The organism is Microbacterium sp. GXF0217, assembly GCF_054798195.1.
Genome location: NZ_JBSJZG010000008.1, coordinates 40,852 through 65,376, shown reverse-complemented (window position 1 = coordinate 65,376; position 24,525 = coordinate 40,852). Strand labels below are relative to the sequence as shown.

Below are 24,525 nucleotides of genomic sequence, written 5' to 3'. Positions count from 1 at the left end.
ATCGTGCGGGACACACGACCGGACACGGTGAATCTAGTGTGCACCTGCGACGTCGAGTACCGCTGAAAGTCGGTACACGTTCCGGTTTTGTCAGGACGGTGGCGCGATGTACACTCGCCGACAGCCGAATTCTCATTCTGGCCTTGGCGTGTCCTCCATCCCCCCGATCAGGACACGTCGCGGGCGGCATCTCATTCCCCCCGTGAGATGCCGCCCACTCTGTCCCCGGCCCACTCGTTCTGCACGGATTTCCGGTGGCAGATCTTGTGCACAGGTCCTGGGTTCCGGCCCTTCCGACGTCCTCGACTGCTCCTAGCGTCGAGGCATGGCCACTCCGTTCGTGATCGCCCCGCTGGGCGCTGAGACCGCATCCGATGCGGTGGCGATCGACCCCGCCTTCGGCCCGCTCGCGGCCCATTGCGCGGATGAGTCGGTCACGGATGTCTTCCTCAACGGCGCTGACGGCCTGTTCATCGACCGCGGGCACGGTGCGGAGCAGGTTCGCGGGTGGCGTGCGTCCGAACGCGAGGTGCGCGACCTCGCCGTCGCTCTCATCGGACTCGGAGGGCGCCACCTCGACGACCGCTCACCCTGCGTCGACGTCCGTCTCGAACACGGCATCCGCGTCCACGCCGTGCTCGCGCCCGTCTCGGCATCCGGCACGGCCGTCTCGATCCGGATCCCTCGGGTGCACGCCGGAGATCTGACGGCTCTCGCCGCACTCGGATGCTTCGACGAGCGCCGTCGGGCCTGGCTGGAGGACCTCGTCGCACGCCGGGCCAATGTCCTCATCACCGGCGGCACGGGAACCGGCAAGACGACGCTGCTGAGCGCGCTGCTGTCTGCCGCGCCCGAACGCGACCGGATCGTCACGATCGAGGATGTGGCCGAGCTGCGCCCACGGCATCCGCATCACGTCGCTCTGGAAGCGCGGCAGGCGAATCTCGAGGGCGCGGGCGGCATCACCCTCGCGCGGCTCGTGCGCGAATCGCTCCGCATGCGGCCGGACCGTCTGGTCGTCGGCGAATGCCGAGGAGAAGAGGTGCGCGAGCTGCTGACGGCGTTGAACACCGGACACGACGGTGGTGCGGGAACGCTGCATGCCTCCGGCCTCGCCGACGTCCCCGCGCGGCTCGAAGCCCTCGGCGCGCTCGCCGGCATGGACGCCACGGCGCTGGCGCGTCAGGTCGTGAGCGCCTTCACGATCGTCCTGCACCTCGCCCGCGGCACCGACGGCATCCGTCGGATCGAGAGCGCCGGGCGCTTCGAGCTGATGGCGGAGCGGCTCGGCATTCAAGAGGTGACTCCATGGTGACCTTCACTCGGAGGAAGGCTCCGGATGCCGGGGCATCCGCAGCGCACGCCGCCGTCACCGTCCGCATGCTCGCCGTGCTCCTGCAGGCCGGCGCCGCACCGGTCACCGCGTGGCGTCACCTCGCGTCGACCGGCGACGCGCGGGCCGAGCGCGTCGTCGAACGCTGCGACGCCGGTGGCACCCTGCCGGCGGCGATCGAGGCCGAAGGCGGGGCATGGCGGGACGTCGCCGCGGCATGGGAGATCGCCGCACACGTCGGCGCCCCGCTCGCCGAGGTTCTGCGCTCCCTGGCCGAGGCCCTGCAGGATGCCGCCTCCGCTGCCGACGACGTGCGCATCGCGCTCGCCGAACCGGCGGGCACCGCGCGACTGCTGCTCTGGATGCCGCCGTTCGGACTGCTGCTCGGGTTCGCGCTGGGATTCGACACGCTGAGGGTGATCACCACCCAGCCGGCGGGGATCGTGTGCGTCGTCTGCGGTCTGCTGCTCGTACTGGCGGCCCGGCTGTGGACGGCACGCCTGGTCCGATCGGCGCAGCCGGACGGGCGCACGCCAGGCATTCACACCGAACTCGTGGCGGTCGCGCTGTCCGGCGGGGTCTCGATCGAACGGGCGCTGCGCCTCGTCGCCGACTGCCTGCCCGGTTCCGATGCCGGCGACGCGTCGACCCGCACCGGGGGAGTGCTCGAACTCTCCAGGGCGGCCGGCGTGCCCGCGATCGAGCTGCTGCGCGCGTCGTCAGCGCAGGAACGGCAGGACGCCCGGATCGACGGACGTCTGAAGGCCGCGAAGCTGTCGAGCCGCCTGCTCATCCCGCTCGGGGTGTGCACGCTTCCGGCGTTTCTGCTGCTCGGTGTCGCACCCCTGCTGCTCAGCGTGCTCGCCACGACGCCGATCCCGCTGCTGTGACCCAGGGTCGCGCGGCGATCCACCCCACAGAGGAAAGAAAGAGAGGAACACCATGAAGAAGAACGAGGCTCTCCCTGCGCTCACCCGAGGCAGGGCGGCGAGGCTGTTCGCCGACGAGACGGGAGCGGCGACCGCCGAGTACGCGATCACGACGATGGCCGCCGTCGCCTTCGCAGGGCTGCTCGTCGTGATCATGCGCTCGGACGAGGTGCGCGGCATCCTGACCGACCTGGTGCGTCGGGCGCTCACGGTGTCGTGATGAACCGGCGTCGGTCGGGGGATGAGGGGTCGGTCGCCGCCGAACTGGCGGTCGCGATTCCCGCGGTTCTCGTCGTCCTGCTCCTCGGAGTCTCGGCGCTCGGAGCAGCGGCTCGCCAGGTGACGCTCCAGGATGCCGCGGCCGACGCCGCCCGTCTGCTCGGCCGGGGCGAGTCCGCCGCGGCCGCGTCCGCCGCGGTCACGCGTGCCGTACCGGGCGCGCGCGTCGATGCCGGCGCCCAGGGCGATCTCGCCTGTGTCACCGCGCACGCGGATGTGCAGGTGGGGAGGATCATCACGATCCCCTTGCAGGCGTCGAGCTGCGCGCTCGCCGGAGGACTCTGATGGCGGGCACGAGCATCGCTGCCGGCGTCATCGCGGTCGCGGCGACCCTCACCTTCGGGCTCGCCGCCGTCGGCGGCGCCGCGGTGACGGCCCAGCGCGCTGCCGGGGCCGCCGATGCCGCAGCGCTCGCCGCGGCCGACGCCGCGTCGGGGGCGGTGCCTGCACCAGGCGGGGCGTGCGCACTCGCGGCGAGGGTGGCCGCGGCATCCGGAGCAGAACTCACGCAGTGCGAGGTGGCGGGCCTCGTGGCGACCGTCACGGTTCAGGCGAAGTACGCTGGACTCGCAGCCGTCTCCCGAGCCCGCGCCGGGCCACCCGAGGGATTCTGACGGTCGATTCCACACTGCCGCTGTGAACACATCGGAACAGCGGTGTGTATGGTGTGCTTCGAAGAAAGGACGCACCCTTGGCTGAAGGCAAGAAGCTCGTCATCGTCGAGTCCCCGACGAAGATGCGGTCGATCCAGGGCTACCTCGGCGACGGGTACGAAGTGCTCAGCTCCGTCGGGCACATCCGCGATCTCGCGGACAAGAAGGACATCCCCGCCGCAGACAAGCAGGCGTACGGGAAGTACTCGATCGACATCGACAACGGGTTCGACCCCTACTACGTCGTCTCCGACCGCAAGTCCAAGACGGTCGCCGAGCTCAAGCGCGCGCTGAAGAGCGCGGACGAACTCCTGCTCGCCACTGATGAGGACCGCGAAGGCGAGGCGATCGCCTGGCATCTGCTGGAGACCCTCAAGCCGAAGGTCCCCGTCAAGCGCATGGTGTTCCACGAGATCACCAAGGACGCCATCCAGGCGGCGATCGGCAATACGCGTGAACTCGACCTCGCACTCGTCGACGCGCAGGAGACCCGTCGCATCCTCGACCGCCTGTACGGCTGGGACGTCTCGCCCGTGCTCTGGTACAAGGTGAAGTCCGGTCTCTCCGCTGGCCGCGTGCAGTCCGCAGCGACCCGCATGATCGTCGAGCGCGAGCGTGATCGCATGGCGTTCGTGTCGGCTGACTACTGGGACGTCGAGGCGCTCGCCGCTTCCGCCTCCTCCTTCAAGGTGCGCCTGGTGCGCGTCGACGGCGGCCAGCTCGCGCGCGGCACCGATTTCGACGACGACGGAAAGCTGAAGAAGGCCGTCATCGTCCTCGACGAGGGCAAGGCGCAGGCACTCGCGCACGCGGTCGATTCCGCCGGTACGGGTTCCGTCACCAAGGTCGAAGCCAAGCCAGGCACGCGCAGCCCGTACGCCCCGTTCACGACCTCGACCCTCCAGCAGGAGGCGGGGCGCAAGCTCTCGATGAGTGCGAAGCAGGCGATGAGCGTCGCCCAGCGCCTGTACGAGAAGGGGTACATCACCTATATGCGCACCGACTCCACGGCGCTGAGCACCCAGGCGGTGCAGGCGGCGCGGAGCCAGGCGGTCTCGCTCTACGGCGACACTGCGGTGCCGCTGAAGCCCCGTGTCTACAAGTCGAAGAGCAAGAACGCGCAGGAGGCGCACGAGGCGATCCGCCCGTCGGGGGAGAGCTTCCGCACACCGGCATCCGTGTCTTCCCAGCTCGACCGCGAAGAGCTGCGCGTCTACGACCTGATCTGGAAGCGCACGGTCGCCAGCCAGATGGCCGACGCCAAGTACGAGACCACGACGGTCACGATCGCCGTCGACACGTCGGCGCAGAGCGGTGCAGGCGTGCAGAGCGCCGAGTTCACCGCATCCGGCACGGTCTACACGTTCAAGGGCTTCCTCGAGGCATATGAAGAAGGGCGCGACGAGAAGCGCAATTCGCAGGATGCCGCTGAGAACCAGTCGCTGCCCGCCGTCGCCGTCGGCGACGAGCTGGCCATGTCGGATGCCGAGGCCAAGGGCCACCGCACCTCGCCGAAGCCCCGCTACACGGAAGCATCGCTGGTCAAGGCGCTCGAGGAGCACGGCATCGGGCGTCCGTCGACGTTCGCGAGCATCATCGGAACCGTGATCGACCGCGGCTACGCGACCAAGCGCGGTCAGGCGCTCGTGCCGACGTGGCTCGCGTTCAGCGTCGTCCGGCTGCTCGAAGAGCACTTCGCCGACCTCATCGACTACGACTTCACCGCCGCACTCGAAGACGATCTCGACGCCATCGCTCGTGGCGAGCAGAACCGCGTCGAGTGGCTGAAGCACTTCTACTTCGGATCCGAATCCCAGGTGGGGCTGCGCCAGGTCGTCGACAACCTCGGCGAGATCGACGCCCGAGCGCTGAACTCGACGCGCATCACCGACACCGCGACGCTCCGTTTCGGCAAGTACGGCCCGTACCTCGAGGTCGCGGATCCCGCGAATCCCGAAGCCAAGCCGCGCATCGTGAACGTCCCGGAGGACCTCGCCCCTGACGAGCTGACTGCGGAGAAGGCGCAGGAGCTCATCGACGCTCCGGTCGCCGGCGACCGCGTTCTGGGGGAGAACCCCGAGAACGGCAAGGTCATCGTCGTCAAGGACGGTCGATTCGGTCCGTACGTGCAGGAGAACGATCCGGTCGCAGACGACGCCGCGGTCGACGAGGCCACCGGCGAGGTCGTAGAGGCGCCGAAGCCGAAGCGCGGTGCGAAGAAGGAAGCGGCTCCCAAGCCGCGGACCGCGTCGCTGTTCCGATCCATGTCGGTCGACACGATCGAGCTCGACAGCGCTCTGCAGCTGCTCAGCCTCCCGCGCGTCGTCGGCACCGACCCGGAGTCGGGCGACGAGATCACAGCGCAGAACGGCCGGTTCGGTCCGTACCTGAAGAAGGGCACCGATTCGCGCTCGCTGGAGAGCGAATCGCAGATCTTCGATGTCACCCTCGAGCAGGCGCTGGAGATCTACGCGCAGCCGAAGTACGGTGCCGGTTCCCGCCGGGCGTCCAGCGCGCTCGCCGAGTTCGAGGCCGACCCGGTCAGCGGCAAACCGATCCGCATCCGCGACGGCCGTTTCGGCGCCTACGTGACCGACGGTGAGACGAACGTCACGATCCCGCGCGGCCAGCAGGTGCAGGACATCACGTTCGAGATCGCCGTGCAGATGCTCGCCGACAAGCGTGCCAAGGGCCCGGCGCCCAAGCGCGGAGCCAAGAAGGCCCCGGCCAAGAAGGCCCCGGCCAAGAAGGCCCCTGCGAAGAAGGCGGCAGCGAAGCCGGCCGCTAAGAAGCCGGCCGCCAAGAAGGCGCCCGCGAAGACGGATGCCGAGAAGGCGGCCGCGCGGTCGGCAGCGGCGAAGAAGGCCGCGGCGACGCGCGCCGCGAACGCCGCAGCGAAGAAGTCGTGACCGCTCGCGGCGGGCTCTGGATCACGCTCGAGGGCGGCGACGGTGCAGGCAAGACGACGCAGGCGAACCATCTCGAGACCTGGCTCGCCGACGCCGGCCGCATCGTGCTGCGCACCCGCGAACCAGGGGGCAGCGAGGTCGGCCAGTTGATCCGCGACATCGTGCTGCACCACCGCGGCGACATCGCCCCGCGCGCGGAGGCGCTGCTGTACGCGGCCGATCGCGCGCACCACGTCGCCACGGTCGTTCGGCCGGCGCTCGATCGCGGCGAGGTCGTCATCCAGGACCGCTATCTCGACTCCTCCGTCGCCTATCAGGGCGCAGGGCGCGTGCTGGATGCCGACGAGATCCGCGACCTGTCGCTCTGGGCGACCGAGGGCGCGCTTCCCGACCTCACGGTGCTGCTCGACCTCGACCCGACCATCGCCCGCGCGCGCCTCGACGCGGACGACAAGCCGTTCGATCGGCTCGAAGCCGAGAAGCTCGAGTTCCACATCCGGGTGCGGGAGGGGTTCCGGGCGCTCGCGGATGCGGACCCTGGTCGTTTCCTGGTCCTGGATGCCGCGGCATCCCCGGACGAGATCGCCGCCGCCGTGCGCGCTCGTGTCACCGCCCTGATCTGACCCGACAGGGCACGAGGGAGAGTCGGTGGCGGCCGTTAGGCTGGAGCAATGACCACCGCATCCGTCGCCCCGTTCCCGTGGGCGGATGTGTGGGGTCAGCCGGAGGCGGTCGAGACGCTGCGTGCCGCGGCATCCGATCCGGCCTCCCTCTCGCACGCCTGGCTCATCACCGGGCCGCCAGGGTCCGGCCGGTCGACGCTCGCGTACGCGTTCGCGGCGGCTCTCATCGCCGACGGCCCGGACGATGAGCACACCATGCGGCAGGTGCTCGCCGGCACGCACCCCGACGTCACGGCCCTGCGCACTGACAAAGTCATCATCACGATCGCCGAGGCCCGCGGGCTCGTCGAGCGGTCGTACTTCGCGCCGTCGGTCGGGCGGTACAGGGTGATCGTCGTCGAGGATGCCGATCGCATGGTCGAGCGCACCTCCAACGTGCTGCTCAAGGCGCTGGAGGAGCCGCCGGAGCGCACCGTGTGGGTGCTCTGCGCCCCGAGCGAGGCCGATCTCCTGCCGACGATCCGCTCGCGATCGCGCGCTCTGCGGCTGCGCGAACCCGATGTCGCCGACGTCGCGCGCCTCATCACGCAGCGCACCGGCGTCGACGACGCCACCGCCGAACAGGCGGCGCGGCATGCGCAGCGCCACATCGGCATGGCACAGCGCCTGGCCACGGATGACGCGGCGCGGCGGCGCAGGGACGACACGCTGCGGTCGGTGCTGGGGGTGCGCGGCGTGCGGGATGCCGTCGATGTCGCCGGCACGATCATCCAGGTCGCGACCGAGGACGCGAAGGCGCTGACGGCCGAGCGCGACGAGGCCGAACGCGCATCGCTGCTGCGCACGGTCGGCGTCGCCGAAGGTCAGTCGGTCCCGCCGGCGCTGCGCGCGCAGATCTCAGCCCTTGAGGACGACCAGCGCAAGCGCGCGACCCGCAGCCTGCGCGACGGCATCGACCGCGTGCTCACCGATCTGCAGTCGCTGTACCGCGACGTCGTCATGCTGCAGTACGGGCGACGCGATGATCTGATCAACCGCGAACTCGCAGCCGAGCTGAGCGCGCTCGCCGCCGACTGGTCGGTGGCACGTACGCTGGTCGTGCTGGACCACCTGACCGAGACCAGGGAATCGCTGGAGCGCAACGTCGCCGCGCTCCTGGCCTTGGAGAGCTTGCTCGTGACGATCGCGAGCGGGAGGAAACCGTGACCACTCGAACGACTTCTCGTCTGCGCCGCATCGCGGCGGCGACGGCTGCGCTGGCCGCGGCATCCCTCGTCCTGTCCGGATGCCTGTACGCAGCCATCCCGGAGCAGACCGCCCCGCGTCCGTCCACGACCAAGGCGCCGGACACCGAGGGCGTCTCCGCCGACCTGCTGCCCTTCTACGGGCAGGAGCTCACCTGGGATCAGTGCGGCAACGGGTTCGACTGCACCTATGTCACGGCTCCGCTGGACTGGGAGAACCCGGCATCCGGCGACACCATGGAACTGTCCGTCGTGCGCCATCAGGCCACGGGCACCGCACGCGGATCGCTGCTGACCAACCCCGGTGGTCCTGGTGCGAGCGGCGTCAGCCTCGTCTACGAGAGCCTGGACTTCGCCGTCGGAGCCGACCTCATCGAGAACTACGACGTGATCGGGTTCGATCCACGCGGAGTCGGCGAATCGACGGCGGTGTCGTGCTTCGACGCGGCGAACATGGACAAGTACCTCTACGACATCCCGTCCGCTCCTCGGGGCACGACGGAGTGGGAGGACGAACTGCTCGGTGCGCACCAGGCCTTCGCCGACGCGTGCGAAGCGAACAGCGGCGGCATCCTTCCCTACATCACCACCGTGAACTCGGCGCGGGACATGGACCTACTGCGTGCCGTGCTCGGCGACAAGGAACTGAACTACCTGGGCTACTCCTACGGCACGTTCCTGGGAGCAACGTACGCGGAGCTGTATCCGGAGAAGGCCGGACGTCTCGTGCTCGACGGTGCGATCGACCCGTCCACGCCGGGGCTCGAAGTCAGCACCACGCAGGGGATCGGGTTCGAGTCCGCGCTGCGCGCCTACATGGCGGACTGCCTGGACTCCGGCGAATGCCCCTTCAACGGGTCCGTCGATGATGCGATGGCCGACCTCGGTGCGCTGCTCGCATCGGCGGATCGCAGTCCGCTTCCCAACGGCGACGGCCGCGAGATGGGTGCCGACTCGATGATGACGGGCATCATCTCCGCGCTGTACTCGCAGGACAGCTGGGGCTATCTCACCCAGGGGCTCACGGAAGCGCTGCAGGGCGACCCGTACACGCTGTTCGTGCTCGCCGACTTCTACAACGGTCGCGAGGACGGTGCGTACACCGACAACTCGAGCGAGGCGTTCCGCGCGTACAACTGCGTCGACTATCCGGTGGAGGACGATCCGGATGCCGAGGCGGCCGCCGAGAAGCTGCTCGCGGCCGAGGCGCCGACGGTTGCGCCGTACTGGTCGGGTCCGGACGCCTGCTCGGTCTGGCCGTACCCGCCGACGGGCACCCGCGAGGAGATCAACGCCGAGGGCGCTGGTCCCATCGTCGTCGTGGGGACCACCAACGACCCGGCGACCCCGTACGCGTGGTCGGAGGCGCTCGCCGATCAGCTCGAGGAGGGCGTCCTCGTCACCCGGGTCGGCGAGGGGCACACCGGTTACAACAAGGGCAATGCGTGCGTCGATGAGGCGGTCGAGGCGTTCCTGCTCGACGACACCGTCCCGGAGGACGGTCTGCGCTGCGAGTGATTTCGCAGTAGGCCGGTCGACAGGGTAAGATCGTTGATCGTGCCGCTGTTCGCAGCGCACGCCGCCTTAGCTCAGTCGGCAGAGCATTTCACTCGTAATGAAAAGGTCGTCAGTTCGATTCTGACAGGCGGCTCCACGTGGAGCAGGGGGACCCGGTCAGCCGGGTCCCCCTTTCTCTTTGCCCGCATACGGACCCCGCGGCGTACGCTCGGAGTATGACCAGGGCTCTTCTCATCGTCGATGTGCAGAACGACTTCACCGAGGGCGGTGCGCTCGCCGTCGCTGGCGGGGATGCCGTAGCCGCTGCCGTCTCGGAGCTGCTCGCCGAGCGTGCCGGAGACTACGACGTCATCATCGCGTCGCGTGACTGGCACGACGCCGACGGAGACAACGGCGGGCATTTCGCCGGCGAACCGGACTTCGTGGACACCTGGCCGGAGCACTGCGTCGCCGGGACGACCGGAGCCGACTACGACCCGCTTCTCGCGACGGATGCCGTGACGCACCATGTGCGCAAGGGGCAGGGCAAGCCGGCCTATTCGATGTTCGAGGGCGTCTCCGCCAGCGGTGAGACGGTCGCCGAGATCCTGAGCACGCACGGGGTTCTCACCGCGGATGTCGTCGGCATCGCGACCGATCACTGCGTGCGAGCGAGCGCGCTCGACGCGATCGCGCACGGCGTCCATGTGCGGATCCTCACCGACCTCGTCGCGGGCGTCGGAGCGGAATCCAGCGACGCGGCCCTGGCGGAGCTCGCCCACGCCGGCGCCGAGCTGGCGTCGTGACCCGCAGCGTCCTGCTCCTGCGCGCCGTGAACGTCTCCGGACGCAACCGCGTGCCGATGGCGGAGCTGCGTGCTGTGCTCGCCGAGAAGACCGACCTCACCGGCGTGAGCACCTACATCGCCAGTGGGAACATCATCTGCGATGCGCCGACGGATGCCGCTGCATCCTGCGCCCTGGTGCGGAAGGCGATCGCTGAGGCCTTCTCGGTCGACACTCCCGTGATCGCGCGCTCGCACGACGAGCTGGTCGCGTCCGTCACGGCGCAGCCCTTCGACGACGGGGTGGAGAAGTTCGTGCACGCGATGTTCCTCGCCGAAGCCCCCACATCCGGCGCCGTCGAGGCGCTGGAGAAGCGGCTGATCCCGGGGGAGCGGCTGGCCCTGCTCGGCAACGACCTGTGGATCGACTTCGCGGGCGGGGTGCAGAACACGAAGCTCACCAAGGCCGTCTTCGATCGAGCGCTCGGCGTTCCAGGCACGGCCCGGAACCTCCGCACGGTGCGCACACTCGTCGACCTGACGGCATGACGACCTATCCCGCGACGATCGCGGATGCCGTCGAGCACGAGCTCGTGATCAAGAAGTCCCGGTTCATCGCGCACGTCTCGCCGGTCGCATCGCCGGAGGAGGCGGATGCCGTCATAGCGCGGATCAGGAAGCAGTACTGGGATGCGCGGCACAACTGCTCGGCGCAGGTCACCGGCACGACGGGGGATCGGGCGCGATCCTCGGACGACGGTGAACCATCGGGGACGGCGGGCATCCCCATGCTCGAGGTCCTGCGGCGGCGCGATCTGACCGATGTCGTCGCCGTCGTGACGCGCTACTTCGGCGGGGTGAAGCTCGGGGCAGGCGGGCTGGTCAGGGCATACTCGTCGGCTGTCTCGGAGGCGTTGGATGCCGCGGTCCTGCGGGATCGGATGCTGCTGTCTCGTGCGACGATCACGGTGCCGCACGGTGATGCCGGCCGGTTCGACAATCTGATCCGCGAGTGGGTCGCGGTGCACGGGGCGTCGCTCGGCGAGGCGCGGTACGCAGCGGATGCCGCCTTCGAGGTCTGGGCGCCCGAGAGCGCGCTGGCGGATCTCGAGGCGGACGTGGCCGCGTGGTCATCCGGCATATGGCGCGTGGTGGTCACCGGACTCTCGCGCATCGTCGACGTGCCGCGTTGAGCACGATGGGTCGACGGTGCGCGTATACGCCGGCATCCCCACGACGCGGGTCATCGCCGCCGGAGGCCTCTGCGGATCCTGCTGCAGATCGACCCGCCGGGCATCGCAATCGGCGCATCTCACGTACGCCACGAAGCCCTCGCTCGTGGCGTGACGCGACTCGGTGATCCAGCCGTGCTCGTGAATGCGCCGGAGGTCCGGGCGAGGGATCGGACGCGTGTGCAGTGAAGTCATGAGTCCATCGTGATGTAATGGTCTTATGCATCTCAACCCTTACGGTGAGTACCCGGTGCTGCTCGCGGCATCCCTGGCGAACGACTGGCCGGCGGATCGCGCCGGGATCGAGGATCGCACCCGGGACCAGGGCATGACGATGATTTTCCCGCCGGCGCCGGACGATCACGCCGCCGTGCGCTGCGTGATCGACGACTGGCTCGAGATCGTGGATGCCCCGCTGCCGGAGCAGCGGGCGTCGCTGCTGAACGCGCAGATGGCGCAGGCCGCCGCCTATCCCCGCCTCACCGACCACGACGGCGAGGGCTGGCACCTGCACTATCGCGACGACAACGACTCTCTGCCGTTCGTGCTGCGGGCGGTCATCAGCGTCGGAACGTCTCTGCATCTGGTCACCCGGGGGATGAGCCGGCTCGGGCGGTGTGCGGCCCAGCCGTGCACGAACGTCGTGGTCGACGTCACCCGCAACGGTCGCCAGCGGTTCTGCTCGGTGCGGTGCGCGAATCGCGCCGCCGTGCGGCGGCACCGCGCTCGGGCATGATCAATCCGCGCGCCGATAGTGCATCGCGACGACGCCGCTGCGCATCGGCTGAGCCGAGACCAGCTCGAGCCGCCGTGTGCTCTTCACCCCGCCCTGGTAGAGAGTCGGTCCATGGCCGGCGATCCGGGGATGCACGAGGAACCGGTACTCGTCGATCAGATCCATCCGGTCGAGCGCAGTTGCGAGCGCACCGCTGCCGAGGAGCACACCATCCGGGGTCGCGTCCTTGAGGTTTTGCACGCCGGTGCGCAGATCGCCGGTGATGCGGTGGCTGCCGGCCCAGGGGAAGTCCGTCCGCGTGGACGAGACGACGTACTTCGGCTTGCCCTCCAGCGTGACCGCCCAGTCGCGCAGTGCCTGCGGCGCATCCGCGTCGCCGCGGGCGACGGCCGGCCAGTAGCTCTCCATCATCTCGTACGTGACGCGGCCCCACAGCATGGCGCCCGACGCGGCCAAAAGGCGCGTGTAGTACGCGTGCGTCTCGTCGTCGACGATTCCCTCTTGATGATCGACGCACCCGTCCAGGGTGACGTTGATGCTGAACGTCAGCTTTCCCATGGGGTGAGCTTAGGCCGGGCGCAGACATTGCGTCTACGCGCCGGAATACGGTGGGCCCCGTGGGGCTCGAACCCACGACCCGCGGATTAACCTGCCACTTCGGCTTTCGCCGCCATCCTCACGGATGTTCGTGGTCTGGACTGTCCCTTCACCATGGCTTTCGCTGTAGGTGCCACCCGTCCAGTCTCTACACCTTCCGGACTCGCGTCCGGCTTGGCTCGGGATTGCCAACTGGTTTCCCAGGAAGGGTTCCCCGACTTTGAGTGGTGTCATCCTCGAGGTTTCCCTCGAGGCGCTCCTATTGTGTTGAAGTCCGATGCTCTGCCAACTGAGCTAGAGGCCCGTGGTTCCATCCTAGATGCGGCAAAGGGCCGTCGGCGACACAGCTCGCCGACGGCCCTTCGTTGTTCAGCGCATCCCCATGCGACTGACCCGCGCCGTTCCTCCCCCGAAGACGGCGCGGCCCTGGCTCACTGAGCCGGGGGCATGAGAACCGCGTCGATCAGGTACACGGTCGCGTTCGCGGTCTGGACGCCGCCGCACACGATGTTGGCGTCGTTGACCATCCACATGTCGCCCTCGCCGGTGACCTCGAGGTCGGCACCCTGCACGGTGGTGTGCGTGCCGGCGATGTCGGCGGGTTCGATCTGACCGGGGACCACGTGGTAGGTCAGGATCGACGACAGCGTGGCCGAGTCCGTCTTGAGGCCCTCGATGGTCGCGGGGTCGATCGCGGCGAACGCGTCATCCACCGGTGCGAAGACCGTGAACTCGTCGCCGTTGAGAGTGTCGACGAGGTTGACGTCCGGGTTGAGCTGGCCGCTCACCGCTGCGACGAGCGTCGTCAGGAGCGGGTTGTTCGAGGCGGCCACCGCCACGGGGTCCTGGGACATGCCCTGGATCGAGCCGTCGCCGTCCGGAACGGCCTCCGCGTAGGCCTCGCAGCCGGGGCCGACGAGATTCGCGGCGGGATCCATGGTGTCGGGCGTCTCGGTCGTCTCTTCGGACGTCTCGGGTGCGCTGGGCTCGGTCGACTCGTCCGCCGTGTCGCTGCTCATGGAACAGCCTGCCAGCACGAGAACGCTGGCGAAGCCGAGCGACAGTGCTGCGGTCATCTTCTTCTTGGTGCTGAACATCTCTCTACCTCCGGAGATCGGTGCCGCGGCCTTCCCGCGGCGTCACAGCTTCTTCGGAGCCTCTGCGCGATCGGATGGGACCGGATCGAAAAAACTTCCCGGCCAATCCGATCGAGGGGTCTGAGCCGAAGTACTCGCGACGGAAGGCGAGGAAATGGACCTCATCATCATCGGGCTGCTGGGCGGCCTCATCACGGGGATCTCACCCTGCATCCTGCCGGTGCTGCCGGTCATCTTCCTCACGGGAGGCGCGCAGTCCGCGCGGTTCGAAGGCGGAGGAGACTTCCTGCCGGCTCGGCGGAGTCGTCCGTACTTCGTGATCGCCGGACTCGTGCTGAGCTTCAGCCTCGTGACGCTGGTCGGGTCCCTGATCCTCGGACTGCTCAACCTGCCGCAGGACATCATCCGCTGGGTCGGAATCGTCGTGCTGATCCTCATCGGCATCGGTCTGCTCGTGCCGAAGTTCGAACGGATCCTGGAGAAGCCGTTCCAATGGCTTCCAAAGAAGGAGGTCCAGAATCGCGGGAGCGGCTTCGGCGTCGGCCTCGCGCTCGGTGCCGTCTTCGTGCCGTGCGCCGGACCCGTGCTCGCGGCGATCATCGTCGCCGGCTCTACCGGGCAGATCGGCATCGGCACGGTGCTGCTGACCCTCTCGTTCGCGATCGGCGTGGCGATCCCGCTTCTCGTGTTCGCCCTCGCCGGACGCGGACTCATCGAGCGGATCCGCGCCTTCCGCACCCGCGAGCGCGGGCTGCGCATCGCCGCCGGCATCGCGATGATCGCCCTCGCGGTCGGCCTCATCTTCAACGTGCCGCAGCTGCTGCAGCGCCTCCTGCCGGACTACACCGCCGGGCTGCAGCAGGATCTGGCCGAGGAGCAGGCGGATGCTCTCGACCTCGGCGGTCTCGTCACGGACGAGAACCGCGAGCTGGACAACTGCACCAACGGCGCCGAGGAATTGGAATCCTGCGGCACTGCGCCGTCGATCCGCGGCATCCAGGAGTGGATGAACACGCCGGATGGTGCGGCCGTCGACCTCGAGGACCTGCGCGGGCAGGTGGTGCTGATCGATTTCTGGGCGTACTCCTGCATCAACTGCCAGCGATCGATCCCGCACGTCGTGGCCTGGGATGAGGCCTACGCGGATGCCGGGCTGCAGGTCATCGGCGTCCACTCGCCGGAGTACGCGTTCGAGAAGGACCCGGGAAACGTCGCCGCCGGCATCGCCGACTTCGGGATCGAGTACCCGGTCGCCCTCGACAACAACTTGTCGACCTGGACGAACTACCGCAACAGGTACTGGCCGGCTCACTACCTGATCGACGCCGAGGGCGTCGTGCGGCACATCTCCTTCGGCGAGGGCAACTACGCCGCGACGGAGAAGCTGATCCGCGAGCTGCTCGAGACGGCGGACCCCGATGTCTCGCTCCCCGAGCCGACGGAGATCGAGGACACGACCCCCGAGGTCGGCTCGACGACGCGGGAGACGTTCCTCGGCTCGTCGAAGGACGTCAACTACGGCGGCGACGGACGCTACGGCGCGGGGACATCCGATTTCGAGCTGCCTGATGAGCAGCCGGAGGACAGCTTCGCGCTCGAGGGCAGCTGGGAGATCGCGACGCAGTACGCGACCCCGGGTGACGACGGCGGGACGATCCGGCTCGATTATCGGGCATCCGAGGTCCGTATGGTCCTCGCCGGCTCGGGGGAGATCACCATCCGCGATGCCGATGGTGAGCAGCGGACCCTCACGGTGGATGGGACGCCGCGCTCCTACGAAGCCGTGAAGACGGATGCCGCCGACCGCGGCGTCATCACGGTCGAGGTACCCGCCGGCGTCGAGGTGTATTCGTTCACGTTCGGGTGAGTGGTGCGCGGGATGCGAGAGAGAGGAGGTGGATGCGGCATGCTTATGGAGATGGTGATCGACGGCGTGGATGTGCCGGAGGACGGCTCGGCGGGGGATCTCGCCGCCGACCTCCTCCTTCGCGTCGCCGATGGCGACCAGCGAGCGTTCGCCGAGCTCTACGACATGCTGTCCTCTCGCGTCTTCGGGCTCATCCTGCGCGTCCTCGTCAACCGTTCGCAGAGCGAAGAGGTGCTCCAGGAGGTCTTTCTGGAGGTGTGGCAATCCGCTGCGCGTTTCGCTCCGAACAAGGGGCAGGGAAGAACCTGGATCCTCACCATCGCCCACCGTCGAGCAGTCGACAGGGTGCGCGCTTCGCAGGCGAGCACCGACCGTGACGTGAAAGCGGGGATCCGCGATCTGGGGATCGCACATGACAGTGTCGCCGAGCACGTCGAGTTGAGCATGGCAGGAGAACAGGTGGTCGCGGCGCTCGGGATGCTTCCCGAAGCGCAGCGCGAGGCTCTCGTTCTCGCGTACTACGGCGGCTACAGCCAGAGCGAGATCGCGGTTCTCAGCAAGACGCCGCTGGGGACCATCAAGACACGGATGAGAGACGGGCTCACGCGACTGCGGAGCGAGATGGGGGTGATCGCATGAACGAGCAGGAGTTCGCCGAGCTGTCGGCCGGACACGCGCTGAACGCCCTGTCCGCCGAGGACGAGCGCCGATACGCGGACGCCCTCCGTGCGCATCCGGAGTGGCAGGGGCTGACCGAGACGGATGCCGAGTCGGCGGCCCACCTGGCAGCCGCAGTCCAAGACGTCGCGCCTCCGGCAGCCCTGCGTGCTGACCTGCTGGCCCGGATCGCCCAGACCCCGCAGATCGCGTCGGATGCGCGGAAATCCACCGAGCCTGCCGTCGCGAAACCCGCAGGGCCCGCCACTACCGCATCCGCCGCATCGTCGGCCGAATCCGCACCTCGACGACGAAGCCGGATGCTGTTCGCGCTCGCCGCCTGCCTCGTCCTCATCGTCGGTATCGGTGCGGGGGCGGCCGTGGTCATCGGACAGCTGCAGCGCCCCGCATCCGTCGTGGCGCTCGAACAGATCGAGGGCGCGCCGGACGCGCAGCAGGCCTCCGTCGACCTGGAATCCGGCGGCGTCGCGACAGCCCACTGGTCGGAATCGCTGGGCGAGGTGGTGCTCGTCACCGACGGGCTGGAGCCGCTCGATGAGGATCTGACATACGAGCTTTGGTACGTGCGAGGGGATGCCCCGGTCTCCGCTGGAGTCTTCGACGTCGACGGCGAGACCAGCACCGCGCTGCTCAGCGGCGAGATGCAGGCGGGCGACGCGATCGCGGTCACCGTCGAAGCCTCCGGTGGCTCTCCGACCGGAGCGCCGACGACGAACCCGATCATCGTGATCCCGACGGCCTGACCGCGACTACCCTGGAGGGATGTCCGAGTTCCGCCGACCGGTCCGCCGCCCATCCGCTTCGTTCGACAACTTCGCCGGATCGGCGGGAGCCGCCGAGAAATCGCGCATCGCGCACGCCACGGCATCCGCACTCATCACGCGCGCGAGAGCGGACGAGAGCGGGGAGAGCACTGAGCGTCTGATCGCGTTCACCGCGGACCACGGGATCGACGAGATCGCGGAGCTGTGGGCGGCGGCTCCTGCTGTCTCCCTGCCCGGAGCCCTCTGGCGGCTCTACCTCCTGCAGTTGGCCATCCACAACGACCCGCAGACCGTCGCGCTGCTCTACGAGCGCGGCCGCGTCGAGCTCGCGACGGCCGATACGGTCGTCGCCGGCGCACCCGCACCCGCCTCTCCGGAGGAGTTGGTGATTCTGATCGATGAGATCCTGCGCGGCGCGTTCCGCGGAGACTTCGCGATTGCTCTCGAACGGGCCGCCGCCTTCTGCCGCGTGCATGCGTCCGGCGCCACGCACATTGCCGACGACTACGAGACGACCGAGCCGCAGCGCGCGAGCGAGCTGACGACGCGCGCCCTGCGCCTCAGCACGTACGCCAAGGACCTCAGCGCGAGCGCGAGCGCCTGGCGCAGCGGAATTCTCACCTGATCTCGCTTCGTCACCGTGCCGACTTCCGGATGGCGCCCGTGCTCGACGGCGTGTCGGCGCTCTCGGGCTGTCTGGCGCGCCGTACGCGCACCGAGACATCCGGAAGTCGGCACGCGCACAGACAGAGTCCAGGCATGAGAAGACCGGGCCGCAAAAACGCCTCTCGGCGGAAGGCCGCTCGCAGCGGCAGAAGTTGGAGCCCGGGGTTATGCGGCCCGGCCATTCCATTGTAACGCGAGAGAGCGGCAGGTATTCCTGGCGGCGGCATCGGTCGTAGAGTCGATTCATGGCACAGCGCTTCGCCCTGATCATCGACCCGGTACCGGCCGCTGAGGAGCGCGCCGACTACTCCGATACGTTCACCGAAGTGGATGCCGCGGCCCCGGCGCTCAGCGTCGGAGAGCTCAGCACGCAGCGCGGAGACGGGGTCTTCGAGTCCATCGGCGTGATCGACGGGCATCCGCAGGAGCTCGTGCCGCACCTGCACAGGCTCGCGCACTCCGCGCAGCTGTGCGATCTCCCGGCGCCCCACGTCGAGCAGTGGCGTCAGGCCGTTCAGGTGGCCGCCGCGGCCTGCCCGCCGGGGGAGTCCGTGATCAAGCTCATCCTCAGCCGCGGCGTCGAGCACGGCCCGACGCCGACCGCCTGGGTCACGGCAGCCCCGGCGTCCGATTTCTCCTGGGTGCGCACGGAAGGGATCCGGGTCGTGACCCTCGACCGCGGGTACGCGCTCGACGCGGCGGAGAACGCGCCGTGGCTGCTGCTCGGAGCGAAGACGCTGTCGTACGCGGTGAATATGGCGGCGCTCCGCGAGGCCGCCCGGCGCGGGGCGGACGACGCGATCTTCCTGTCCAGCGACGGATTCGTGCTCGAAGCGCCGACTGCCTCGCTGATCCTGCGATTCGGCGACCGCTTCGTGACGCCCGCACCGAACGGCGGCATCCTGCACGGCACGACGCAGCTCAGCGTGTACGACCACCTCACCGCTCAGGGGTTCACGACGGATTACGTGCAGGTCCCGGCATCCGATCTGGCGACGGCGGATGCCGCGTGGCTGGTGTCGAGCGTCCGCCTGGCAGCGCCCATCACCGCGATCGATGGACGCGCGATCACCAACGACCCCGAGTTCACGGCGGCGCTGAACCGCTACCTGCTGTCCCCGCGCGACTGAGTGCGTGCAGCGGACCGAGTTCCGGACGGCACGGCGTCGGTTCGGCGCGTTGCATCGGCCGCCGATCTGGACACGCCGAGAGGAGTCGAGGCATCCGGAAATCGGCACGGACGGCGCGGTCCGCGAGACGCGGATCAGCCCCGGAGATGCGCGCCGATCGCGATCCTCGCCAGGATCGCAGTCTCCACGGTGCCCCAATCATGGATGATCATCGCGTAGTCGAATCGCAGAGTCTCGTATCCGAGCGCGGCGGCTCGAGCGTCGCGCAGCAGATCCTTGTGCCGACGCGACCCGCTCCGCCGGTCCTTGTCGGCATCGTCGTGGTTCTCCTTGCCGTCCGCCTCGATGATGAGACGGTCACCGATCACGAAGTCCACCTCGCCGACGCCATCGATCTGAACTTGCGTGCGCACGGTGACTCCGACCCGGTGCAGACGCAGGCGCACGAGCGACTCCAAGCCGCTGTCGGCATCGGTCCGGGCGAAGCCAAGCAGCCAGCGCATCGGCGGAGGCAATCGCGATCCCAGCCAGCGCAGCTCGCGCGCCGACACGCGGCTCTGTCGAAGCGCCGACTCCAGTGCGACGAAGAAGGCTTCCTCGCCGGCGCAGAAGGCGATCTGGAGCAGGACGTTCTCCACAGGCGGCAAGTGTCCGAGCATCACGCGCCCGGCATCCCAATGCGCGGTGACATCCGTGCACGACGGGCGCCGGCACGAGCGGGGCTCTCCGGCAGTGCCGAACCAGAGATGCAACGGCGCCTCCTTCTCCTCAGGCGTGTCGATGATCCAGAGCCCATGCATGCGCCCCGCGTCCGAACAGGCAGGCGCACCACCGTGTTCGGCCGCGTGGACCTGGGCATCCGACGCATCTACGCGTGCGTATACGCCGTGGCGCACCCGGCGGATCTCTCCGGCCGCGGCGGCACGCGCGATCTCGCGTCTGGTCACTCCGCGTGCGCGGAGTTCATGCGTACGGGCGAGGGGGCCAATGGCACGCATCGCCGCGGAGGCAAGAAGGAACGACATCCCACGAGGATTCCGCGTCGTGATCCGCAGGGATCCACCGAATCTCGGCATCCGTGGACAAGTCGTGCAAACGTCGATACTGTGCACGGCGAGTGAGCCGGGCCGAATACCGGGCGGACAGACGCGAAAGCGGCGTGTCGCCGATGCGACACGCCGCTCGATCACCGCAGCATCCGGAAGTCGGCACGAGGCCGACCCGAGAAAGAGCCTCAGGTCATCCGAAGCGGCCCGAGACGTAGTCCTCGGTCGCCTGCACGCTGGGCGTGGTGAAGATCGTGGCGGTGTCGTCGTACTCGATGAGCTTGCCCGGCTGGCCCGTGCCGGCGATGTTGAAGAACGCCGTCTTGTCGGACACGCGGGACGCCTGCTGCATGTTGTGCGTCACGATCACGACCGTGTACTCGTTCTTGATCTCGCCGATGAGCTCCTCGATCGCGAAGGTCGAGATCGGGTCGAGCGCGGAGCACGGCTCATCCATCAGGATGACGTCCGGCGACACGGCGATCGCACGCGCGATGCACAGACGCTGCTGCTGGCCGCCGGAGAGCCCGGAGCCCGGCTTGTCGAGACGGTCCTTGACCTCGTTCCACAGGTTCGCGCCGCGGAGCGACTGCTCGACGAGCGCTTCCTGATCGCTCTTGGCCATCTTGGAGTTGTTGAGCTTGACGCCCGCGAGCACGTTCTCCTTGATGGACATCGTGGGGAACGGGTTCGGACGCTGGAACACCATGCCGACCTGGCGGCGAACGAGCACGGGGTCGACGCTCGCGCCGTAGAGGTTCTGGCCGTCGATCAGCACCTCGCCCTCGACGCGCGCGCCGGGGATGACCTCGTGCATGCGGTTCAGTGTGCGCAGGAAGGTGGACTTGCCGCAACCCGAGGGGCCGATGAATGCGGTCACGGTGTTGGGCTTGATGTCGATGTTGACGCCCTCCACAGCGAGGAAATCGCTGTAATACACGTTGAGGTCGTTGACTTCGATGCTCTTGGACATCTGCGGAACCTTCTTCTTCAGTCGGGTCGGTTTGCGGCTCAGCGGCCGGCAGTCTTGGGGGAGAACACCTTGGCGATGATGCGTGCGACGAGGTTGAGCACCATCACGATCACGATCAGCGTGAGAGCCGAGGCCCAGGCGCGATCGAGGTAGGCATCCGCAGGGATGCCGGGATACTTGGCCTGCATGTACGAGAACACCGGCAGCGTCGCCATCTGCCCGCTGAACATGTTCAGGTTCATGCCCTGCACCATGCCGACCGTGAGCAGCAGCGGAGCGGTCTCGCCGATGACGCGCGAGATCGCGAGCATGATGCTCGTGGTGATTCCGGCGATGGCCGTCGGCAGCACGACCTTGAGGATCGTCAGCCATTTGGGAACGCCGAGCGCGTATGCGGCCTCACGCAGTTCGTTCGGGACGATGCGCAGCAGTTCTTCCGAGCCGCGCACGACGACCGGGATCATCAGCACCGACAGCGCCAGCGAGCCCATGATGCCCATCCGGGTACCGGGCCCGACGATCAGCGCGAAGACCGAGTAGATGAACAGACCGGCGACGATCGACGGGATGCCGGTCATGACGTCGACCAGGAACGTGATGCCGCGGGCGAGCTTCCTTCCCTGGCCGTACTCGACCAGGTAGATCGAGGTCATCAGACCGATCGGCACCGAGATGATGGTGGCGCCGAGCGTGATGAGGACCGTGCCCCAGATCGCGTGCACCGCACCGCCGCCTTCGCCGACGACGTTGCGCATCGACGAGCTGAAGAACTCCGCATCGAACCGGGTGAGGCCGTTGACGACGACGGTGTACAGGAGCGAGATCAGCGGCAGCAGAGCGACGACGAACGCCGACGAGACGAGCGCGGTCATCAGGCGATCGGTCGCGTGCCTGCGGCTCTCCGCAACGCTCGAGAGCACGAAGATGAGCACCAGGTAGAAGATCATGCCGAGCACGACGGTCAGGACGATGTTGAAGTCGGCCGGGTCTCCGCTGCTGTTGGCGAACGCGAAGATGACGGCGGAGATCGCCAGGCAGATGGCGAGCAGTGCCCACGGAGCCCACTTCGGCAGGTGACCTGCAGTGGTGGTGCGCGTGGAGGCGACCACGGGGGTGGCGGTGGCAGTCATGTCAGTTGGCTCCCGAGAACTCGGCGCGGCGGGACACGATCCAGCGCGCGACGAAGTTGACCGCGAAGGTCACGATGAACAGGATCAGACCAGCGGCGATGAGCGTGTTCACGCCGGAGTCGTGGGCTTCGGGGAAGCGGAGCGCGATGATGGCCGGGATCGTCGTCGGGTTCTCGGGGGTGAGCAACCGGAACGTGACCAGACCGAGCGGCGACAGTACGAGCGTCACGGCCATGGTCTCGCCGAGCGCGCGGCCGAGACCGAGCATCGCGCCGGACACCATGCCGCTGCGGGCGAACGGCAGGACGGCCATCCGGACCATTTCCCAGCGGGTCGCGCCCAGGGCGAGAGCGGCCTCCTCGTGGAGCTTCGGAGTCTGCAGGAAGACCTCGCGGCAGATGGCGGTCATGATCGGCAGGATCATCACTGCCAGGACCAGGGATGCCGTGAGGATCGTCTTACCGCTGCCGGATGGCGTCCCGGCGAACAGCGGGATGAAGCCCAGGTTGGTGTTCAGCCATTGGTACACGGGCACAAGCATCGGCGCGAAGGTCAGGGCGCCCCAGAGACCGAAGACGACGGAGGGGACGGCGGCGAGCAGGTCGATGACGTAGCCCAGGAAGCCGGCCAGCCTGCGCGGCGAGTAGTGCGAGATGAACAGCGCGATGCCGATCGCGATCGGTGCCGCGATGATCAGAGCGATGAGGCTCGCCCAGAGCGTGCCGAAGACGAACGGCCACACCCAGCTGAGGAACGGCTCGCCCTCGAGGATGTGGTTGTCGGCCGGGTTCGTCGCGAACACCGGGACCGACTGGACGATGAGGAACACCGCCACAGCGGCGAGCGTCACGAGGATGATGATGCCGGCGCCGAGTGCGGTGCCGGAGAAGATGCGGTCTCCCGGGCGCTGCAGGGCTGAGCGCGACGCGGACGAACGGGTGTGATCGGGTCCCGTCGTGGTGGTGGTCATCTGAGCGGCTCCACAGGTGATCGTAGGGATCTGCTGGTTTTCATGCGGGTGCCCCCGCGGCGCTGGCCGTTCACTGGACCTGCGCCGCGAGGGCGACGGTGGCGAGGCTCTCAGCGTGTCGCTGAGAGCTCCGTCACTCGGTGACGATGGCGTCGATCGCGGCGACGACCTGCTCGCGCAGCTCGTCCGAGATCGGGGCGCTGCCTGCGGCCTCGGCCGCGACGTCCTGGCCCTCGGCGGAGGCGACGTACTCGAAGTACGCCTTCACCAGACCGGCCGTCTCGGCGTCGTCGTACTCGACGCAGCCGATGAGGTAGGAGACGAGGGCGATCGGGTACGAGCCGGCGGGGGCAGCGGCCGGGTCGACGGCGAACGCGAGGTCGTGGGCCGAGCGGCCCTCCTCGAGCGGCGAGGCGGCGACGAGTGCGGAAGCGGCTTCGGCCGAGTAGGGGACGTACTCGCCCTCGACCTCGATCGCGACCTGTCCCAGGTCGGCGGCCTGCGACGCGTCGGCGAAGCCGATGTAGCCGGCGCCGCTGGTGATCGCGCTGACCACGCCCGAGGTGCCGTCGGCTGCCTCACCGGTGGAGAGCGGCCACTCGTCGCTGGGCTCGTAGGTCCAGACGTCGGGAGCGACGGCGTTCAGGTACGTGGTGAACGTCTCCTGCGTGCCGGAGGCGTCGGCGCGGTGCACCGGGATGATGGCCTGGTCCGGCAGCGTGGCGTCCGGGTTCTGGTCGGCGATCGCGGCGTCGTTCCACTTGGTGATGGCGCCGGAGAAGATCTTCGCGATCGTCTCGCCGTCGAGGTTGAGCTGGTCGACGCCCTCAAGGTTGAAGGCGACGGCGACCGGCGAGATGTAGACCGGGACCTCGACGATGTCGTCGGAGGCGCAGGAGCCGAAGCCGCCAGCGGCGATCTCCTCGGCGTTGAACGCACGGTCGGAGCCGATGAAGTTCGACGAACCGGCGATGAAGTTCTCGCGGCCGGTGCCAGAGCCCGTCGCGGTGTAGTTGATGGTCGTGTCGGGGTTCGCGGTCTGGAACGCGGCGACCCAGGACTGCTGGGCTGCTTCCTGCGAGGAGGCGCCGGTGGCCTCGACCGTGCCGGAGAGCGTCGACGTGGAGGGGGCCTCCGACGAGGAGTCGTCCGCGGGCGCCTCGTTCGCGGCACAGCCGGCGAGCGCAAGAGCGGCGACGGCGCCGATGGCGCCGATACGTGCGATTCGGGAGATCTTCACTGTGGATCCTTCGATCGATGATGGGTGGGGCCCGGTGCAGGGCACACAGTGACGCTAGGGGTGACGGTTAACGAGACTCTCCCGCGCAGGTAAACGAGAGGTGAACGGGCGGCAACCCTCTGGGGTCGCCACCAGGCGGCGTCAGGCG

General features: G+C 68.5%; 25 protein-coding genes, 1 tRNA gene and 1 pseudogene. 19 read left to right on the top strand and 8 right to left on the bottom strand.

What is annotated here, in order from left to right:
- Positions 1 to 325 precede the first annotated feature (325 nt).
- The 14 genes from ACWAT3_RS15535 to ACWAT3_RS15470 all read left to right on the top strand — a co-directional run bounded on the left by ACWAT3_RS15535 (position 326) and on the right by ACWAT3_RS15470 (position 12,219).
- Positions 326 to 1,315 (top strand): TadA family conjugal transfer-associated ATPase, encoded by a 990-nt coding sequence (locus ACWAT3_RS15535; protein WP_460799862.1) that lies wholly within the window; start codon positions 326 to 328, stop codon positions 1,313 to 1,315.
- Positions 1,309 to 2,223 carry a type II secretion system F family protein gene (locus ACWAT3_RS15530; RefSeq protein ID WP_460799860.1) on the top strand — a complete coding sequence of 305 codons (915 nt, stop codon included), beginning with the start codon at positions 1,309 to 1,311 and terminating at the stop codon, positions 2,221 to 2,223. The genes ACWAT3_RS15535 and ACWAT3_RS15530 overlap by 7 nt, the downstream gene beginning before the upstream one ends.
- A gap of 52 nt (positions 2,224 to 2,275) precedes the next feature.
- A complete protein-coding gene (locus ACWAT3_RS15525) occupies positions 2,276 to 2,482 on the top strand; it encodes a DUF4244 domain-containing protein (RefSeq protein ID WP_460799858.1) in 207 nt (68 codons plus the stop codon).
- Positions 2,482 to 2,826 (top strand): TadE family type IV pilus minor pilin, encoded by a 345-nt coding sequence (locus tag ACWAT3_RS15520; RefSeq protein ID WP_460799856.1) that lies wholly within the window; start codon positions 2,482 to 2,484, stop codon positions 2,824 to 2,826. Before ACWAT3_RS15525 ends, ACWAT3_RS15520 begins: the two co-directional genes overlap by 1 nt.
- Entirely contained in the window at positions 2,826 to 3,155 is a 330-nt protein-coding gene (locus ACWAT3_RS15515) for an Rv3654c family TadE-like protein (protein ID WP_460799854.1), read from the top strand. Before ACWAT3_RS15520 ends, ACWAT3_RS15515 begins: the two co-directional genes overlap by 1 nt.
- A gap of 77 nt (positions 3,156 to 3,232) precedes the next feature.
- Positions 3,233 to 6,103: a type I DNA topoisomerase gene (gene topA, locus ACWAT3_RS15510; protein ID WP_460799852.1), complete on the top strand. Its 2,871-nt coding sequence runs from the start codon at positions 3,233 to 3,235 to the stop codon at positions 6,101 to 6,103.
- Entirely contained in the window at positions 6,100 to 6,726 is a 627-nt protein-coding gene (gene tmk, locus ACWAT3_RS15505; protein ID WP_460799851.1) for a dTMP kinase, read from the top strand. The genes topA and tmk overlap by 4 nt, the downstream gene beginning before the upstream one ends.
- A 48-nt stretch (positions 6,727 to 6,774) precedes the next feature.
- Positions 6,775 to 7,932, top strand: coding sequence for a DNA polymerase III subunit delta' (locus ACWAT3_RS15500; RefSeq protein ID WP_460799850.1), 1,158 nt, complete (start codon positions 6,775 to 6,777; stop codon positions 7,930 to 7,932).
- A complete protein-coding gene (locus ACWAT3_RS15495) occupies positions 7,929 to 9,488 on the top strand; it encodes an alpha/beta hydrolase (RefSeq protein ID WP_460799849.1) in 1,560 nt (519 codons plus the stop codon). Before ACWAT3_RS15500 ends, ACWAT3_RS15495 begins: the two co-directional genes overlap by 4 nt.
- Before the next feature lie 60 nt (positions 9,489 to 9,548).
- Positions 9,549 to 9,624: transfer RNA gene (locus ACWAT3_RS15490), tRNA-Thr, on the top strand.
- Positions 9,625 to 9,703: 79 nt separating this feature from the next.
- Positions 9,704 to 10,273 carry an isochorismatase family protein gene (locus ACWAT3_RS15485; RefSeq protein ID WP_460799848.1) on the top strand — a complete coding sequence of 190 codons (570 nt, stop codon included), beginning with the start codon at positions 9,704 to 9,706 and terminating at the stop codon, positions 10,271 to 10,273.
- Positions 10,270 to 10,800, top strand: coding sequence for a DUF1697 domain-containing protein (locus tag ACWAT3_RS15480; protein WP_460799846.1), 531 nt, complete (start codon positions 10,270 to 10,272; stop codon positions 10,798 to 10,800). The genes ACWAT3_RS15485 and ACWAT3_RS15480 overlap by 4 nt, the downstream gene beginning before the upstream one ends.
- Positions 10,797 to 11,444 (top strand): IMPACT family protein, encoded by a 648-nt coding sequence (locus tag ACWAT3_RS15475; RefSeq protein ID WP_460799845.1) that lies wholly within the window; start codon positions 10,797 to 10,799, stop codon positions 11,442 to 11,444. Before ACWAT3_RS15480 ends, ACWAT3_RS15475 begins: the two co-directional genes overlap by 4 nt.
- A gap of 259 nt (positions 11,445 to 11,703) precedes the next feature.
- Positions 11,704 to 12,219 (top strand): CGNR zinc finger domain-containing protein, encoded by a 516-nt coding sequence (locus tag ACWAT3_RS15470; RefSeq protein WP_460799844.1) that lies wholly within the window; start codon positions 11,704 to 11,706, stop codon positions 12,217 to 12,219.
- On the opposite strand, the gene ACWAT3_RS15465 is transcribed toward ACWAT3_RS15470, so the two are convergent.
- Both ACWAT3_RS15465 and ACWAT3_RS15460 read right to left on the bottom strand, forming a co-directional pair.
- Positions 12,220 to 12,777, bottom strand: a complete 558-nt coding sequence (locus ACWAT3_RS15465) for a dihydrofolate reductase family protein (protein WP_460799842.1) — start codon at positions 12,775 to 12,777, stop codon at positions 12,220 to 12,222.
- Between the two features lie 470 nt (positions 12,778 to 13,247).
- On the bottom strand, positions 13,248 to 13,913 hold the full coding sequence (locus tag ACWAT3_RS15460) for a fasciclin domain-containing protein (RefSeq protein ID WP_460799840.1): 666 nt from the start codon (positions 13,911 to 13,913) through the stop codon (positions 13,248 to 13,250).
- A 154-nt stretch (positions 13,914 to 14,067) separates the two neighbouring features.
- Between ACWAT3_RS15460 and ACWAT3_RS15455 the strand changes: the two genes are divergently transcribed.
- The 5 genes from ACWAT3_RS15455 to ACWAT3_RS15435 all read left to right on the top strand — a co-directional run bounded on the left by ACWAT3_RS15455 (position 14,068) and on the right by ACWAT3_RS15435 (position 19,018).
- Positions 14,068 to 15,780: a cytochrome c biogenesis protein DipZ gene (locus ACWAT3_RS15455; RefSeq protein WP_460799838.1), complete on the top strand. Its 1,713-nt coding sequence runs from the start codon at positions 14,068 to 14,070 to the stop codon at positions 15,778 to 15,780.
- Positions 15,781 to 15,819: 39 nt separating this feature from the next.
- Positions 15,820 to 16,419 (top strand): ECF RNA polymerase sigma factor SigK, encoded by a 600-nt coding sequence (gene sigK, locus ACWAT3_RS15450; protein WP_460799837.1) that lies wholly within the window; start codon positions 15,820 to 15,822, stop codon positions 16,417 to 16,419.
- Positions 16,416 to 17,201, top strand: coding sequence for an anti-sigma factor (locus ACWAT3_RS15445; protein ID WP_460799835.1), 786 nt, complete (start codon positions 16,416 to 16,418; stop codon positions 17,199 to 17,201). Before sigK ends, ACWAT3_RS15445 begins: the two co-directional genes overlap by 4 nt.
- 19 nt (positions 17,202 to 17,220) lie before the next feature.
- Complete coding sequence (locus ACWAT3_RS15440; protein ID WP_460799834.1) at positions 17,221 to 17,847, top strand: DNA-directed RNA polymerase subunit beta; 627 nt, start codon at positions 17,221 to 17,223, stop codon at positions 17,845 to 17,847.
- Positions 17,848 to 18,133: 286 nt separating this feature from the next.
- Positions 18,134 to 19,018: an aminodeoxychorismate lyase gene (locus ACWAT3_RS15435; protein WP_460799833.1), complete on the top strand. Its 885-nt coding sequence runs from the start codon at positions 18,134 to 18,136 to the stop codon at positions 19,016 to 19,018.
- 134 nt (positions 19,019 to 19,152) lie between these two features.
- Here the strand turns inward: ACWAT3_RS15435 and ACWAT3_RS15430 are convergent, their stop codons facing one another.
- The 6 genes and pseudogenes from ACWAT3_RS15430 to ACWAT3_RS15405 form a co-directional block, all read right to left on the bottom strand.
- Positions 19,153 to 19,818 carry an endonuclease domain-containing protein gene (locus ACWAT3_RS15430; protein ID WP_460799940.1) on the bottom strand — a complete coding sequence of 222 codons (666 nt, stop codon included), beginning with the start codon at positions 19,816 to 19,818 and terminating at the stop codon, positions 19,153 to 19,155.
- An 84-nt stretch (positions 19,819 to 19,902) separates the two neighbouring features.
- Positions 19,903 to 20,016, bottom strand: a pseudogene (locus tag ACWAT3_RS15425) (type IV toxin-antitoxin system AbiEi family antitoxin domain-containing protein); the annotation flags it as partial.
- A gap of 241 nt (positions 20,017 to 20,257) precedes the next feature.
- The gene (gene pstB, locus ACWAT3_RS15420) at positions 20,258 to 21,037 is read right to left on the bottom strand and encodes a phosphate ABC transporter ATP-binding protein PstB (RefSeq protein WP_460799831.1); all 780 of its coding nucleotides are present in this window, start codon (positions 21,035 to 21,037) and stop codon (positions 20,258 to 20,260) included.
- Between the two features lie 38 nt (positions 21,038 to 21,075).
- The gene (gene pstA / locus ACWAT3_RS15415; RefSeq protein WP_460799829.1) at positions 21,076 to 22,167 is read right to left on the bottom strand and encodes a phosphate ABC transporter permease PstA; all 1,092 of its coding nucleotides are present in this window, start codon (positions 22,165 to 22,167) and stop codon (positions 21,076 to 21,078) included.
- 1 nt (position 22,168) lies between these two features.
- Entirely contained in the window at positions 22,169 to 23,137 is a 969-nt protein-coding gene (pstC, locus tag ACWAT3_RS15410) for a phosphate ABC transporter permease subunit PstC (protein ID WP_460799827.1), read from the bottom strand.
- 133 nt (positions 23,138 to 23,270) lie between these two features.
- Positions 23,271 to 24,377 (bottom strand): phosphate ABC transporter substrate-binding protein PstS, encoded by a 1,107-nt coding sequence (locus ACWAT3_RS15405; protein ID WP_460799826.1) that lies wholly within the window; start codon positions 24,375 to 24,377, stop codon positions 23,271 to 23,273.
- Positions 24,378 to 24,525 lie beyond the last annotated feature (148 nt).

Excerpts from the sequence above, each read along its gene's own strand:
- sigK (WP_460799837.1), top strand. The coding sequence starts at position 15,820 with ATGCTTATGGAGATGGTGATCGACGGCGTGGATGTGCCGGAGGACGGC.
- ACWAT3_RS15485 (WP_460799848.1), top strand. The coding sequence starts at position 9,704 with ATGACCAGGGCTCTTCTCATCGTCGATGTGCAGAACGACTTCACCGAG.
- pstB (WP_460799831.1), bottom strand. The coding sequence starts at position 21,037 with ATGTCCAAGAGCATCGAAGTCAACGACCTCAACGTGTATTACAGCGAT.
- ACWAT3_RS15515 (WP_460799854.1), top strand. The coding sequence starts at position 2,826 with ATGGCGGGCACGAGCATCGCTGCCGGCGTCATCGCGGTCGCGGCGACC.
- ACWAT3_RS15535 (WP_460799862.1), top strand. The coding sequence starts at position 326 with ATGGCCACTCCGTTCGTGATCGCCCCGCTGGGCGCTGAGACCGCATCC.
- ACWAT3_RS15460 (WP_460799840.1), bottom strand. The coding sequence starts at position 13,913 with ATGTTCAGCACCAAGAAGAAGATGACCGCAGCACTGTCGCTCGGCTTC.
- ACWAT3_RS15455 (WP_460799838.1), top strand. The coding sequence starts at position 14,068 with ATGGACCTCATCATCATCGGGCTGCTGGGCGGCCTCATCACGGGGATC.
- ACWAT3_RS15435 (WP_460799833.1), top strand. The coding sequence starts at position 18,134 with ATGGCACAGCGCTTCGCCCTGATCATCGACCCGGTACCGGCCGCTGAG.
- ACWAT3_RS15440 (WP_460799834.1), top strand. The coding sequence starts at position 17,221 with ATGTCCGAGTTCCGCCGACCGGTCCGCCGCCCATCCGCTTCGTTCGAC.
- ACWAT3_RS15475 (WP_460799845.1), top strand. The coding sequence starts at position 10,797 with ATGACGACCTATCCCGCGACGATCGCGGATGCCGTCGAGCACGAGCTC.
- ACWAT3_RS15445 (WP_460799835.1), top strand. The coding sequence starts at position 16,416 with ATGAACGAGCAGGAGTTCGCCGAGCTGTCGGCCGGACACGCGCTGAAC.
- pstC (WP_460799827.1), bottom strand. The coding sequence starts at position 23,137 with ATGACCACCACCACGACGGGACCCGATCACACCCGTTCGTCCGCGTCG.
- ACWAT3_RS15500 (WP_460799850.1), top strand. The coding sequence starts at position 6,775 with ATGACCACCGCATCCGTCGCCCCGTTCCCGTGGGCGGATGTGTGGGGT.
- ACWAT3_RS15430 (WP_460799940.1), bottom strand. The coding sequence starts at position 19,818 with ATGCATGGGCTCTGGATCATCGACACGCCTGAGGAGAAGGAGGCGCCG.
- ACWAT3_RS15465 (WP_460799842.1), bottom strand. The coding sequence starts at position 12,777 with ATGGGAAAGCTGACGTTCAGCATCAACGTCACCCTGGACGGGTGCGTC.
- pstA (WP_460799829.1), bottom strand. The coding sequence starts at position 22,167 with ATGACTGCCACCGCCACCCCCGTGGTCGCCTCCACGCGCACCACCACT.
- ACWAT3_RS15470 (WP_460799844.1), top strand. The coding sequence starts at position 11,704 with ATGCATCTCAACCCTTACGGTGAGTACCCGGTGCTGCTCGCGGCATCC.
- ACWAT3_RS15530 (WP_460799860.1), top strand. The coding sequence starts at position 1,309 with ATGGTGACCTTCACTCGGAGGAAGGCTCCGGATGCCGGGGCATCCGCA.
- ACWAT3_RS15525 (WP_460799858.1), top strand. The coding sequence starts at position 2,276 with ATGAAGAAGAACGAGGCTCTCCCTGCGCTCACCCGAGGCAGGGCGGCG.
- ACWAT3_RS15520 (WP_460799856.1), top strand. The coding sequence starts at position 2,482 with ATGAACCGGCGTCGGTCGGGGGATGAGGGGTCGGTCGCCGCCGAACTG.